The sequence below is a fragment of the Streptomyces pyxinae genome, assembly GCF_024756275.1.
Classification (GTDB): domain Bacteria; phylum Actinomycetota; class Actinomycetes; order Streptomycetales; family Streptomycetaceae; genus Streptomyces; species Streptomyces pyxinae.
Genome location: NZ_JANUGQ010000016.1, coordinates 1 through 12,749, shown reverse-complemented (window position 1 = coordinate 12,749; position 12,749 = coordinate 1). Strand labels below are relative to the sequence as shown.

Below are 12,749 nucleotides of genomic sequence, written 5' to 3'. Positions count from 1 at the left end.
GTGAGGGTCAAGCGCCCGGGTGGACGGGCAGCGCGGCCGGGCCCCGGGCCCGGCCCCTGACGGGCGGGCCGTCAGACGCCGCTCGCCAGGGAGAGCTTGACGGCGAAGCCCAGGAAGAGCGCGCCGGCCGCCGAGGTCGCCCCGGCCGAGAGCCGCCTGCGGCGCCGGAAGGCGGCGGCCAGCCGGGTGCCCGAGAAGATCAGCAGCGAGAGATAGAGGACGCTGGCCGCCTGGGCGAGGGTGCCGAGCAGCACGAAGGAGAGCGCCGGGTACTGGTAGGCGGGGTCCACGAACTGGACGAAGAAGGCGACGAAGAACAGGATCGCCTTCGGGTTCAGCAGGCTGACCACGAAGGCCCGGCGGAACGGCCGCTCCGTCTCCGGCCCGGACGGCCGCGCGGACCCCGCCGCGGCCCCGGTCCCTGCGGTGGCCCCGGTCCCGGCCATGGAGGCGCCCGTGACGGTGCCCGTGGCTGCGATCCCGGCCGTGGTGGTGTCCGTGGCTGCGGCTGCGGTCCCCTCCGCCGCGTCCGCGCGGTCGCGACGGCTCCGCCACATCACCCACGCCGCCCGCAGCATGCCGAAGGCCAGCCAGGTCAGATAGCCGGCCCCGGCGTACTTCACGATCCCGAAGAGCAGCGCGTTGGCCTGGAGCAGCGAGGCCACCCCGGCGGCCGAGAGGGTCATCAGCACGGTGTCGCCGCACCACACCCCGGAGGCGGCGACATAGCCGGGGCGGACACCGCGCCGCGCGGCGACGGAGAGCACATAGAGGGAGTTGGGCCCCGGCAACAGCACGACCAGGGCCAGTCCGGCGAGATAGGTCGGCAGATCGGTGACACCCAGCATGGGCCGGAGTGTCGCACAGGGGTACGACACCCTGCCGGGCCTTCCACGACCCGGGACGGGGCCGGGACGAGGCCGGGACGGAGCCGGGGACATCGGGGGGTCAGCCGGTGGGGGCCGGGGCGGAGCCGGGGGCATCGGGGCGTCAGCCGGTGGGGCCCGTGCGTGGCCGGAAGGGTTCGGTGAACGGACGGGAACGGTGCGCAACCAAGTGGCGCCGGGAATCATCCAACAGGTACGTACCCGATCCCGAGGGGGGCCTCGATGCGCCGCACGTCCGTACTGAAGGCAGCGGTACCGGTGGCCGCGGCGGTGGCGCTGGCCGCAGGCTGCGCGCCCGGCACGGTACGAGCGGGCGCGCCCTCCGCCCGGGCGCTCCCGGCCCCGGCCTCCGCTCCCCCGGCCCCTTCCGCCCCGGCCGCGCCCTCGCCGTCCGCGACGGCCGCCCCGGCCTTCGTGCCCGTACCGGCGCCGGCCACCAGCTGGTCGCCGCCGCCGGCCCCGAGCGCCCCGGCGAAGGCGTCCGCCACGCCGTCCGACCGGTCCCGGCCGAGCCCGGAGCCCCGGCCGGCCGCGCTGATGGCCGAGGGCTCGGAGAGCGAGCGGGTGCGCGAGCTCCAGGCCCGGCTGCGGCAGCTGGGCCACTTCCACCGCAACCCGACGGCGTTCTACGGCTCGCTGACCGCCGAGGCGGTCTCCGGTTTCCAGCGCGCCCGGGGGCTGGACGCCACCGGCGAGGTGGACCGGGAGACCTGGCGGCGGCTGGTCACGGCCAGCCGGGTGCCGACCGCCGATGAACTGCGGCCGCCCACCACCAACGAGCTGGACCGGCCGGACGCCCGCTGTCTGACCGGCCGGGTGCTCTGCGTCAGCAAGGAGAGCCGCACCCTGGCCTGGATGATCGGCGGCCGGGTGGTCTCGGCGATGGATGTGCGCTTCGGCACCGAGAACACCCCCACCCGGGAGGGCGTCTTCACGGTGGACCGCAAGGAGCGGGAGTGGACCTCGACGCTCTACCACACGCCGATGCCGTACGCGATGTTCTTCAGCGGCGGCCAGGCGGTGCACTACTCGGCGGACTTCGCGGCCCGGGGCTACAGCGGCGGCTCGCACGGCTGTGTCAACGTCCGGGACAAGGAGCGGCTGGCGGCCGTCTTCGCCCAGGTGCGCCCCGGGGACAAGGTGGTCGTCCACTGGTGACCGCGCGTGTCAGGCGGGACGGGATGGGCCGGGGCGGGGCGGGAAGTGAAGGGATGGCGCGGGCGGGACCGGGGGAACGTGTCCCGCCCGCGCCGTTGCGCTGAGCCGTAGGTACGGGGGGAACCCCGGCTCTTTCGCGCTGCCGATGACCAGTCGGCTATTCAGTACTGCGTCGGGCGGTGCGAAAGTGTCACACCCCGCTGAGCGCCGGGCGCACAACCAGCGGCCGGACGGTCGCGGGCGCGGGCACGGTGGCGGAGCCGGGCAGTCCGCCGGTCCAACCACCCGGCAGGCCCCCGGGCAGTCCACCGGGCAGTCCACCGGTCCAGCCGATCCCGCCGGACGTCCCTCCGGGACCGGTCCCGCCGGCCCCGGGCAGGTGGCCGCCGCCCTGGCCGGATCCCGAGCCGCTGCCCGGCAGCGGGCCGGCGCCTCCGCCGCCCTTGCCGGGGGCGTCCGCGCCGGATCCGCCCTTGCCCCCGCCGCCGCCCTTGCCGGGACCGGTCCGGGGGGCGTACTCGCCGCTCAGCAGCTTCTCGCAGAACCGGCCGATGCCGTGCCGGCCGCCCCGCACGCCCTCGGCGTCCTCGGCCGCGGTCTCCAGATGTTTGATGCGGTCCCGGTCCCGCCGGCCGTCCTGGTACTCCCGGCACGCCTTGGTGGTCCGGGCGTACCAGGTGACCGTGCCGGGCCGGCCGGTCGGCCGGCCGCCGGGCCCGCCGTCGGCCAGGGGCGTCTCGGCCGGCACGGGACCGGTACCGGTACCCGCCCCGGCGTCGGTACGGCCGGCGCCCCCCGGTCCGTCGCCGGGGCCGGGCAGTGTCCCGGTGGCGCCGGCGGTGCTCCCGGTTCCGGGCACGGTGCCGCCCGGCTCCCCCGGCCCGGCCGTGGCGGTACCGCCGGACGGGTGAGCCGGGTCGGCCGGGTCCGCGCTCCGCGCCGGTCCCCCGGACGGGCCGGGCACCATCGGCGGGACCGGCGGTTCCGTGTCACCGCTCGGCCCGGCGGCCGACGCCCCGGGGGTGCCGTCCACCGACACCGAGACGGCCGGCAGCGGCTCCCGCCCGGCATCGCCCAGCACCTGGAGCACCCCGCCGCCCGCCGCCGCCATCGCCACGCCGCCCACCGCGAGCCCGGCCACCGAGAAGGCCAGCCCCCAGCGCACCGGCCGGGCCCAGCGACCGGGCCCCCGGGGTCGGGTGAGCCGTACCGCGCTCAGCTCGGCGGCGCCCGGAACCCACCCGGCCACCGCCCGCCCGCCCCGGCTCTCCCGGGCCGCGCGCGCAGCCCGGAAGGCGGCCACCGCCGCTGCCTCCCCGGGCAGCTCCGCGGCCGGTCCTCCGGACACCCCCCTGAACGTCCCCCCGGCAATCTCCCCGGACGGCTGCCCGGACATCTCGTCGGACATCCCCCGGGGGGACGGCCCGGCAAGCGGCTCACCGGACGGGGACATGGGCCGGGCCCGGTCGAGCACCTCTGCCAGCCGCCGGGCCCGGATGACGTCCTGCGCGTCGGCGGGGACGACCGGTTCACCCCGCAGCAGTCGCTCCGCCGCTTCCTGGTCGAGCCACGTATCTCGCTCGTCGGCCATCACATGTCCTTCTGCGTCCGGGCGCGCCAATGCGTCACACCCGTGGGGACGCCATGGCCACCGGGGGCGTGGTGCCGCCGCCGGGAACGGGGCTGCGGCGGTACGGCTCCGAGCCCGCCGGAGACCGGGGCGCCCTCCTGGCCCATCAGCTCGGCCAGCCGCTTGAGGCCCCGGTGGGCGGCGGTCCGGACGGCGCCGGGGCGCTTGCCGAGGGTCCGCGCGGCGGTCTTGGCGTCCAGCCCGACGACCACCCGCAGAATGACCGCCTCCGCCTGGTCCTGCGGGAGCTGGGCTATCAGATGCAGGGTGTGCCCGGTGGCCACCGCCTCCATCGCCTCGTCGGCGGTGTCGGAGGCGGCCGGCTTGTCGGTGAGCTCCGTCTCGTCACCGCCGACGGCGGGGCGGCGGCCGCGCATCCGCAGATGGTCCAGGGCGCGGTTACGGGCGATCCGCGCGGCCCAGCCCCGGAAGCGGTCCGCGTCCCCGCTGAACCGGTCGAGGTCCCGGGCGATCTGCAGCCAGGACTCGGAGGCCACGTCCTCCGCGTCCGCCTCGCCCACCAGTGTCCGTATATAACCGAGCAGCCTCGGGTGCACGGCGCGATACACAGAACGGAAGGCGTTCTCGTCCCCGCTCTGTGCCGCGGTCACCGCGGCGGTCAGCTCCGCGTCGTCCCCCTGCACTACCACAACCTGTTCGTCATCGCGGCTGGTCAACACCGCCACTCCGGGCCAGCGCGCAGCAGCACGCTACGTCCTCGCGCCGCACCGCGTCCATGTCTTGTACAACTTGCAACATTCCGCCGACGGGGGCGGCCGGGCGCCTTCCTGGACCCATTTCACCCTCCCTCACGGATGTCCATCATCGGTGTGACGAAAAAAGGATGCCCGGCGCTGTATGGAGTACGGGGCCGTACCGCGGACCCGCGGATGGCGGCCGGGGCCTCTCCTGTGGGGGGTGGCGGCCCCGGTCGCCCATCCGGTTCCTCCCCGCCCCGACCTGCGCGTATGTCGTGCACAAACCACGCGCCTGTCCAACCGCGTGTCCAACGCCCCGCCCACCACGCGCCCGGCGGGCCGCCCGGTTCCTCGTCCGTCGGCGGCCGTCCCGGCCCGGCGCCGGCCGCACCGCCCCGGCGCGTGGCCCGGCAACCGGCCCCGGGCTTCGGCCGAGAACTCCCCGGGGCCCCGGCTTTCTCCGGTCTCCGCCCGGCCCTGCCGCGCCTCCCCGCCCCCTCGCCCGCACCCCGTCGCCGGGCCCTCGCCTCAGCCGCCCTCCGGCGCCGTCCCACGTTCCCGGCGGGCGACCACCGCGCGCAGCACCCGCCGGCCCTCGGCCGAGACCTCCCGGGCCGGGCGCAGCCCGGCGGGTCCGGCCGCCAGCAGCTCCCGTACGCGTGCCTGCCGGCGCAGCTCGCCTCCGGTCAGCGGTCCGGCGCCTCCGGCCGGGCCGGCCGGCTCCAGGCGGCGGTGCAGCTCCAGCGCGGTACGGGAGCAGAGGCCGGCCCACTCCCGCAGCGGCCCGGGCGCCCAGCCGGCGGGCGCGGCGGCGAGCATCGACCGCACCAGGGCCCCCGGGCCCGCCGGGTCGCCGGCGGCGGCCCGGCCGAGCGCCTCGCCGGCCCCGGTCAGCGCCGCCGCCCAGTCCGCGCCGGCCGCCCCGACGGAGCGCCAGAGAGGCGCCAGCGCGTCCTCGGGTCCTTCGGACTCCGGCTCCAGCAGCGGCAGACAGCGCTCCAGGCAGCCCAGCGCGGCCGCGGCGAGGGTCCGCTCGTCGGCCCCCTCGGGCGGGGTCGTGCCGGAGGGGGCCGGGCTGGTGGGGATGTCGGTCATGTACGTCTCCCGTCACGGACGCGGTACTTGCCCCTTACTGCGTCCGATGGCCGGAATTCGTCACTCTGATGGCCTAAAACACCCACGCTGTGTAGGGAAGGCTTCCCCGCGGGCTCCGCACGAGGGCCCCGCAGGACCCCACACCGGGCCCATCGCAGGACCCGATACCGCGGGGCCCGTCGCCGGACCCGATGCCGGGTCCGGCACCCGGTGCCGGGCCGGCCGGGGCGCGCGGCTCACCCCAGCCGCTGCCCCAGGGCCGAGAACTCGGCCCAGCTCAGCGCGGGCTTCCCCGGCGCCCACAGCTTCTGCGCGGTGGCCTTCAGCGGCATCCGGATGCCGTCGGCCACCTGGGCCTGCGTCTGGCGGTCGGCCAGGTCGCACCAGACGGCGAAGCCGCCGCCGAGGATCTGCTCCGAGTAGCGCGCCGGGACCGCCTGGGAGCCGCGCACCACCAGTGGTGTCCACTCCTCGTAGATCCGGCGCCCGGTCGGGTAGACGAAGTCGTTGGGCTCGCCGAGCACGTAGTAGAGGTACTCGTCGTTGTAGTTGAGCAGCTCACGGCCCTCGCGCAGGTACTCCTCCGGGTCCCGGGCGCCCAGTTCCTTGCCGGTCCAGTAGGCGACCCGCACGTCCTTGTCGGCGCTCACCTTCCCGTCCCGGAAGAAGCCGTCGTTCCAGGCCCGCAGCTGCTTGCCGGCCGGCCGGACGACCGCCGCCCGGTCGTTGAGCCAGCCGGTCGCCAGGTCCTGGATCCGGGCGCCGGAGCCGTACCGCTTCCGGGCCGCCGCCGCGAGGTCCGGGTACGAGCCCTCCGGGTCCCGGACCACCAGCGCCTGGTACTCGTCGGCGCCCAGGTGCCACTGGGAGCCCGGGAACAGCCCGGCGTACTCGCGCAGCAGGTCGTCCACGATCCGCGCCGACTCCGGGTTGGCGATGTCCACGGTGCCCCGGGTCGCCCTGCCCTGGGCGTTCCGCAGCTGGAGCGAGGGATGGGCGGCGATCACCGCGCCCAGGTGTCCGGGCGAGTCGATCTCCGGGACGACCTCGATGTGCAGGCTCCGCGCCAGGTCCACGATCCGCCGCACCTCGGCCTTGGTCAGATGGTCCCCGGAGACCACCTCGGGGTGCGAGTCCGACTCGATCCGGAACGCCTGGTCGTCCGAGAAGTGCAGCCCGAACTCGTTCATCTTCAGGTCGGCCATCTCGCGCAGCCGGGCCTCGATCCAGGCGGCGTCGAAGGGCTTGCGGGCGATGTCCATCATGAAGCCGCGCCTCGGCCGGTCGGGCCGGTCGCGGATGACGCCCTCCGGTACGGCCCCGCCCGAGCGTACGGCCTGCTTGACGGTCCGGGTGCCGTAGAAGACCCCGGCCTCGTCCGGCCCGGATATGCGCACCCGGCCGTTCCGGCTGGTGACGGTGTACGACTCCGCTCCGCCGGCCGCGCCGGTGTCGAGCGCCAGCTCGATGTCACCGGGGCCCGCCGCCCGCTCGCCCCGGTAGCCGGCGCCCAGCTCGCGGGCGAGCAGCCGGCCCTCGTCGGCCAGCGCGCCGCTGCCCTCGGCCACCACCACGCCGCCCGCCCCGCCGGGTTTCCACCCGGGGCCGCGCGCCGGTTCGTGGTCGCGGACGGCCGGGATGGTGCGGGGCGCGGTGGAGAGCGGGTACGACCGGCTGGGCGTGGGCTCGGGCGGCTCCGAGGAGGGGGCCGCACCGCTCGGGGACGCCGACGGGGCCGCGCCCGGTGAGCGGGTGGTGCCGGCCGCTCCGGCGCCGGGCCCGTCTCCCGAGCCGCTGCCGCAGGCCCCGGCCGTGAGGGCCAGGACCGCCGCCGCGACCAGGCCGGTCGTGGGATGCCGCTTCATGCGCGTACCTCCGTATCAGCTGCTCCCCACCGCTGTCCGTGTCTCCCCGCGTGGCCCCGTTGCCCCCGTCGTTCCCGCTGTTCCCGTCGTTCGTTCCCGGTGCCCCGGGATCCCGTCGTGCGGGACGCGCCGCCGGCCGGCCGTACAACTCGTACGAGCGTACGAACATCCCAGGAGGGCCGTACGGCGGGCAGGGCCCCACGCCCACACCCGCCCCACCGACTCGGCGAGCCCCATGGTCCGCATGGGCCCCGCGAGCCCCACAGTCCCCGAGGCCCCCGGCGGACCCACAGGCCCTACTCTCCCTTCCGGGTGAACTTCTCGCATCTCCCGATCGGATCACTCTTACCGGGGGTAGCATGCTCGCCCTCCTCCACCATCCGCCACACCGCCCCCGCGCGCCGCGCGCCCCGGAGGCATGGGGGGCGGCCGGGGGAAGGCCGGAGAGGGGCACGGGCGGGGGCCGACGGAGCGGCGGTCCGGGCCGGGGGACGCCAGGGCCGGGGGTCCCGGAAGGGCCGCGGCGATAGTCCTTCCGTGCCTCTTTGATCACACTGGCGGACCCCGCGCGAGCGAACCGACAAAGCGTCGCTACGATGACCAGGGCCGGTGGACCGTACCCGGCCGGGTCAGACCGACAGTGAAGCCGGCCGACCCTAGTCCCGCTCCCGGAGGGTATTTCCGTGCCGGCTGGAACGCTGTACCGCGGCCGGGAAGGAATGTGGTCGTGGGTGGCTCATCGAGTCACCGGTGTCCTCATCTTCTTCTTCCTGTTCGTCCATGTGCTGGACACCGCACTCGTCCGCGTCTCTCCCGAGGCCTATGACGACGTCGTCGCCACCTATAAGACGCCGATCGTCGCGCTGCTGGAATACGGCCTGGTGGCCGCCATCCTGTTCCACGCGCTCAACGGCCTCCGCGTGATCGCCGTGGACTTCTGGTCCAAGGGCCCGCGCTACCAGAAGCAGATGCTGTGGACCGTCATGGCCATCTGGTTCGTGCTGATGGTGGGCGCCCTGTACCCGGTCCTCGGCCACGCCGTACGCGCACTGTTCGGGAGCTGACGCCAGATGTCCACTGAAACGACTTCCGCCGCCGTCGGCCCCGTCGAGGGCGTGACCCTGTACGACGCCGGCAACCCGGCGCCGCTCATCGAGCCGCCGCGCAAGCGGACCGGCAAGACCCCCCGGTCGACCCGCGGCAACTTCGAGATGGCCGCCTGGCTCTTCATGCGGCTCTCCGGCGTGGTCCTGGTCGTCCTGGTCCTGGGCCACCTGCTGCTCCAGCTGGTGCTGGACGGCGGCGTCTCCAAGATCGGCTTCGCCTTCGTGGCCGGCCGCTGGGCGTCCCCGTTCTGGCAGGTCTGGGACCTGCTGATGCTCTGGCTCGCCATGCTGCACGGCGCCAACGGCCTGCGTACCGTCGTCAACGACTACGCCGAGCGCCCGAACACGCGCCTGTGGCTCAAGGGCCTGCTGTACACCGCGACGGTGTTCACCATCCTGCTGGGCACGCTGGTGATCTTCACCTTCGACCCGAACATCCGCTGAAGCCGGGGCTGACGAACCAATGAAGATCCACAAGTACGACACCGTCATCGTCGGCGCCGGTGGCGCGGGCATGCGCGCGGCCATCGAGGCCACCAAGCGCAGCCGTACCGCCGTGCTGACCAAGCTGTACCCCACCCGCTCCCACACGGGCGCCGCGCAGGGCGGCATGGCCGCCGCGCTGGCCAACGTGGAGGAGGACAACTGGGAGTGGCACACCTTCGACACGGTCAAGGGCGGTGACTACCTGGTCGACCAGGACGCCGCCGAGATCCTGGCGAAGGAGGCCATCGACGCCGTCCTCGACCTGGAGAAGATGGGCCTGCCGTTCAACCGGACCCCGAACGGCACCATCGACCAGCGCCGCTTCGGCGGCCACTCGCGCAACCACGGCGAGGCCCCGGTCCGCCGGTCCTGCTACGCCGCGGACCGCACCGGTCACATGATCCTCCAGACGCTGTACCAGAACTGCGTCAAGGAGGGCGTGGAGTTCTTCAACGAGTTCTACGTCCTGGACCAGCTGATCACCGAGGTCGACGGCGTCAAGAAGTCGGCCGGCGTGGTCGCGTACGAGCTGGCCACCGGCGAGATCCACATCTTCCGGGCGAAGGCCGTGATCTACGCCTCCGGCGGCACCGGCAAGTTCTTCAAGGTGACCTCCAACGCCCACACCCTCACCGGTGACGGCCAGGCCGCCTGCTACCGGCGCGGACTGCCGCTGGAGGACATGGAGTTCTTCCAGTTCCACCCGACGGGCATCTGGCGGATGGGCATCCTGCTGACGGAGGGCGCCCGCGGTGAGGGCGGCATCCTCCGCAACAAGGACGGCGAGCGCTTCATGGAGAAGTACGCGCCCGTCATGAAGGACCTGGCCTCGCGTGACGTCGTCTCGCGCTCCATCTACACGGAGATCCGCGAGGGCCGGGGCTGCGGTCCCGAGGGCGACCACGTCTTCCTGGACCTCACCCACCTGCCGCCGGAGCAGCTGGACGCCAAGCTGCCGGACATCACCGAGTTCGCCCGGACCTACCTCGGGATCGAGCCTTACACGGACCCGATCCCGATCCAGCCGACCGCGCACTACGCCATGGGCGGCATCCCGACCAACGTCCAGGGCGAGGTGCTGGCCGACAACACCACCGTCGTCCCGGGCCTGTACGCCGCCGGCGAGGTCGCCTGCGTCTCGGTGCACGGCGCCAACCGCCTGGGCACCAACTCGCTGCTCGACATCAACGTCTTCGGCCGCCGGTCGGGCATCGCCGCCGCCGAGTACGCCGCCAAGCACGACTTCGTGGAGCTGCCGGAGAACCCGGAGACCCTCGTCGTCGAGCAGGTCGAGCGGCTGCGTGCCGCCACCGGCACCGAGCGGGTGGCCGAGCTGCGCCGCGAGCTCCAGGAGACGATGGACGCCAACGTCATGGTGTTCCGTACCGAGCAGACGATCAAGACGGCGGTCGAGAAGATCGCCGAACTGCGCGCGCGCTACAAGAACGTGTCCGTCCAGGACAAGGGCAAGCGGTTCAACACGGACCTGCTGGAGGCCATCGAGCTGGGCAACCTGCTCGACCTGGCCGAGGTGATGGCCGTGTCGGCGCTGGCCCGCAAGGAGTCCCGCGGCGGTCACTACCGCGAGGACTACCCCAACCGCGACGACGTCAACTTCATGCGCCACACCATGGCGTACCGCGAGGTCGGCGCCGACGGCTCCGAGACCATCCGTCTCGACTACAAGCCGGTCGTCCAGACCCGCTACCAGCCGATGGAGCGTAAGTACTGATGGCTACCCCCGTCATGGAGAAGACCGCGGCGAAGGACAGCGCCCCCTCGCCGTACATCACGGTCACCTTCCGGATCCGCCGCTTCAACCCCGAGGTCTCCGACGAGGCCCAGTGGCAGGACTTCCAGATCGAGATCGACCCCAAGGAGCGGGTGCTCGACGGCCTCCACAAGATCAAGTGGGACGTCGACGGCTCGCTGACCTTCCGGCGCTCCTGCGCGCACGGCATCTGCGGCTCCGACGCGATGCGGATCAACGGCAAGAACAGGCTCGCCTGCAAGACGCTGATCAAGGACATCAACCCGGAGAAGCCGATCACGGTCGAGGCCATCAAGGGCCTGACGGTCCTCAAGGACCTGGTCGTGGACATGGACCCGTTCTTCCAGGCGTACCGGGACGTCATGCCGTTCCTGGTCACCACGGGCAACGAGCCGACCCGTGAGCGGCTCCAGTCCGCCGAGGACCGCGAGCGGTTCGACGACACCACCAAGTGCATCCTGTGCGCCGCGTGCACCTCGTCCTGCCCGGTCTTCTGGAACGACGGCCAGTACTTCGGCCCGGCGGCCATCGTCAACGCGCACCGGTTCATCTTCGACTCGCGCGACGAGGCCGGCGAGCAGCGCCTGGAGATCCTCAACGACAAGGACGGCGTGTGGCGTTGCCGCACCACGTTCAACTGCACGGACGCCTGCCCGCGCGGTATCGAGGTCACCAAGGCGATCCAGGAGGTCAAGCGCGCCCTGATCACGCGCCGCTTCTGATTTCCGGTCAGGTACGCCCCGAAGGGCCCGTTCCCGTACGCTCGCCGTACCGGGACGGGCCCTTCGCCGTACCTCATCGGCGGCCGGCCGGGAGGCCCATGGCGCCGGGCCACCGCGCGGCACGGAACCCGCGCCGGAACCACACGGGGAGAGACCAGACATGACCGAACCCAATCCGTACGCCGGCGACGACCCGGCCGCTCCCGGGACGCCCGGAACGCGCGGGAACCCGGAAGCTTCCGGCGGCCCCGGCGCCTTCGACAAGTCCGGCGGCCACCCGCACGGTGGCCAGGGCCCGCACGCGGCTCCGGGCGGCCGGGGCCCGCAGGCTCCGGGGGCGGGCCCGCAGGGTCACCCGGCCCCGCAGCCCACGCAGCCCGGACACCCGGCCCCGCAGCCCACGCGGCCCGGACACCCGGTCCCGGAGCCGACGCAGCCCGGACACCCGGCCCCGCAGCCGACGCGGCCCGGACAGTTCCCGTACGGCGGACAGCCCCCGCAGCCCTCGTACGGTCACCAGGGCGGCCCGCAGAGCCCGCCCGGCCCGCGGCCCCAGCCGGGCCCGCACGACCAGCAGCCCTCGCCCGGCCCGCACGGCGTGCCCGGGTACGCCACGGGCGAGCCGGAGTACCAGTGGGGCCCCACCCAGCCACCGGGCGCCGCCCCGGCCTACGGCTACCCGCAGCCGCCCGGCTACGGCTACCCCCAGGCGCCCGGGACCGGCCACCCGGGCGGCGCGCCGGGCTGGGGCCCGCAGCAGCCGGGCGCGTACCCCGCCGCCTACCCGGCCGGCGCCCACCCCGCCGCTCCGCACTCCCCCGCACCGTACGGCGGCGCGGGCACCCCGCTGGTCTCGCTCGGCGACATCACGGTGCTCTCCGACTCCATCGTCACGCCCTCCGGCACCCTGCCGCTCAAGGGCGCGGTGTGGAACGCCACCGACATGTCCCGTACCGAGGAGAAGATCCCGCCCCAGGCGGTCGTGCTCGCCGTGGTCTTCTTCCTGGTCTGCTTCCTCGGCCTGCTCTTCCTCCTCTGGAAGGAGAAGACGACCACCGGGTTCATCCAGGTCACCGTCACCAGCGGCGGCCGGCACCACTCGACCATGATCCCGGCGACCGGCCCGAACACCTTCGCCATGGTGATGGGCCAGCTCAACTACGCCCGCTCGCTGAGCGCTTAGGGAGCGGGGCGGGGGCGGGCGGGAGCACGGAGGGGCACGGGGCCGGGGTTTTCACCCGCCCCGCCCCCCCCCCCCCCCCCCGCCCCCCCCGCCCCCCCCCCCCCCCCCACCCCCCCCGGCGCTTTGGCCCGGATACGCGGAAACCCAT

11 protein-coding genes are annotated in these 12,749 nt (G+C 74.2%); 6 read left to right on the top strand and 5 right to left on the bottom strand.

What is annotated here, in order from left to right:
• Positions 1 to 71: 71 nt before the first annotated feature.
• A complete protein-coding gene (gene leuE, locus NX801_RS18900) occupies positions 72 to 848 on the bottom strand; it encodes a leucine efflux protein LeuE (RefSeq protein ID WP_258788951.1) in 777 nt (258 codons plus the stop codon).
• Positions 849 to 1,109: 261 nt separating this feature from the next.
• On the opposite strand from leuE, the gene NX801_RS18895 reads away from it, so the two are divergent.
• Positions 1,110 to 2,045 carry a L,D-transpeptidase family protein gene (locus NX801_RS18895; protein WP_258788950.1) on the top strand — a complete coding sequence of 312 codons (936 nt, stop codon included), beginning with the start codon at positions 1,110 to 1,112 and terminating at the stop codon, positions 2,043 to 2,045.
• Between the two features lie 190 nt (positions 2,046 to 2,235).
• On the opposite strand, the gene NX801_RS18890 is transcribed toward NX801_RS18895, so the two are convergent.
• From NX801_RS18890 to NX801_RS18875, 4 genes are all read right to left on the bottom strand, one after another.
• Positions 2,236 to 3,636 carry a hypothetical protein gene (locus tag NX801_RS18890; RefSeq protein WP_258788949.1) on the bottom strand — a complete coding sequence of 467 codons (1,401 nt, stop codon included), beginning with the start codon at positions 3,634 to 3,636 and terminating at the stop codon, positions 2,236 to 2,238.
• Positions 3,636 to 4,319 carry an RNA polymerase sigma factor gene (locus tag NX801_RS18885; protein WP_258789073.1) on the bottom strand — a complete coding sequence of 228 codons (684 nt, stop codon included), beginning with the start codon at positions 4,317 to 4,319 and terminating at the stop codon, positions 3,636 to 3,638. Before NX801_RS18885 ends, NX801_RS18890 begins: the two co-directional genes overlap by 1 nt.
• Before the next feature lie 582 nt (positions 4,320 to 4,901).
• Positions 4,902 to 5,468, bottom strand: a complete 567-nt coding sequence (locus tag NX801_RS18880) for a hypothetical protein (protein WP_258788948.1) — start codon at positions 5,466 to 5,468, stop codon at positions 4,902 to 4,904.
• A gap of 236 nt (positions 5,469 to 5,704) precedes the next feature.
• The gene (locus NX801_RS18875) at positions 5,705 to 7,333 is read right to left on the bottom strand and encodes a beta-N-acetylhexosaminidase (protein WP_258788947.1); all 1,629 of its coding nucleotides are present in this window, start codon (positions 7,331 to 7,333) and stop codon (positions 5,705 to 5,707) included.
• 683 nt (positions 7,334 to 8,016) lie between these two features.
• Here NX801_RS18875 and sdhC point away from each other — a divergent pair.
• The 5 genes from sdhC (at position 8,017) to NX801_RS18850 (ending at position 12,601) form a co-directional block, all read left to right on the top strand.
• Positions 8,017 to 8,397 (top strand): succinate dehydrogenase, cytochrome b556 subunit, encoded by a 381-nt coding sequence (sdhC, locus tag NX801_RS18870; RefSeq protein ID WP_258788946.1) that lies wholly within the window; start codon positions 8,017 to 8,019, stop codon positions 8,395 to 8,397.
• A 6-nt stretch (positions 8,398 to 8,403) separates the two neighbouring features.
• On the top strand, positions 8,404 to 8,883 hold the full coding sequence (locus NX801_RS18865) for a succinate dehydrogenase hydrophobic membrane anchor subunit (protein ID WP_258788945.1): 480 nt from the start codon (positions 8,404 to 8,406) through the stop codon (positions 8,881 to 8,883).
• A gap of 19 nt (positions 8,884 to 8,902) precedes the next feature.
• Positions 8,903 to 10,657: a succinate dehydrogenase flavoprotein subunit gene (sdhA, locus tag NX801_RS18860; RefSeq protein ID WP_258788944.1), complete on the top strand. Its 1,755-nt coding sequence runs from the start codon at positions 8,903 to 8,905 to the stop codon at positions 10,655 to 10,657.
• Entirely contained in the window at positions 10,657 to 11,418 is a 762-nt protein-coding gene (locus tag NX801_RS18855; protein WP_258788943.1) for a succinate dehydrogenase iron-sulfur subunit, read from the top strand. Before sdhA ends, NX801_RS18855 begins: the two co-directional genes overlap by 1 nt.
• 598 nt (positions 11,419 to 12,016) lie before the next feature.
• The gene (locus NX801_RS18850) at positions 12,017 to 12,601 is read left to right on the top strand and encodes a hypothetical protein (RefSeq protein WP_258789072.1); all 585 of its coding nucleotides are present in this window, start codon (positions 12,017 to 12,019) and stop codon (positions 12,599 to 12,601) included.
• The last annotated feature ends 148 nt before the right edge of the window (positions 12,602 to 12,749 follow it).

Coding starts and splice junctions, on each gene's coding strand:
- leuE (WP_258788951.1), bottom strand. CDS start 848: ATGCTGGGTGTCACCGATCTGCCGACCTATCTCGCCGGACTGGCCCTG.
- NX801_RS18895 (WP_258788950.1), top strand. CDS start 1,110: ATGCGCCGCACGTCCGTACTGAAGGCAGCGGTACCGGTGGCCGCGGCG.
- NX801_RS18890 (WP_258788949.1), bottom strand. CDS start 3,636: ATGGCCGACGAGCGAGATACGTGGCTCGACCAGGAAGCGGCGGAGCGA.
- NX801_RS18880 (WP_258788948.1), bottom strand. CDS start 5,468: ATGACCGACATCCCCACCAGCCCGGCCCCCTCCGGCACGACCCCGCCC.
- NX801_RS18875 (WP_258788947.1), bottom strand. CDS start 7,333: ATGAAGCGGCATCCCACGACCGGCCTGGTCGCGGCGGCGGTCCTGGCC.
- NX801_RS18865 (WP_258788945.1), top strand. CDS start 8,404: ATGTCCACTGAAACGACTTCCGCCGCCGTCGGCCCCGTCGAGGGCGTG.
- sdhA (WP_258788944.1), top strand. CDS start 8,903: ATGAAGATCCACAAGTACGACACCGTCATCGTCGGCGCCGGTGGCGCG.
- NX801_RS18855 (WP_258788943.1), top strand. CDS start 10,657: ATGGCTACCCCCGTCATGGAGAAGACCGCGGCGAAGGACAGCGCCCCC.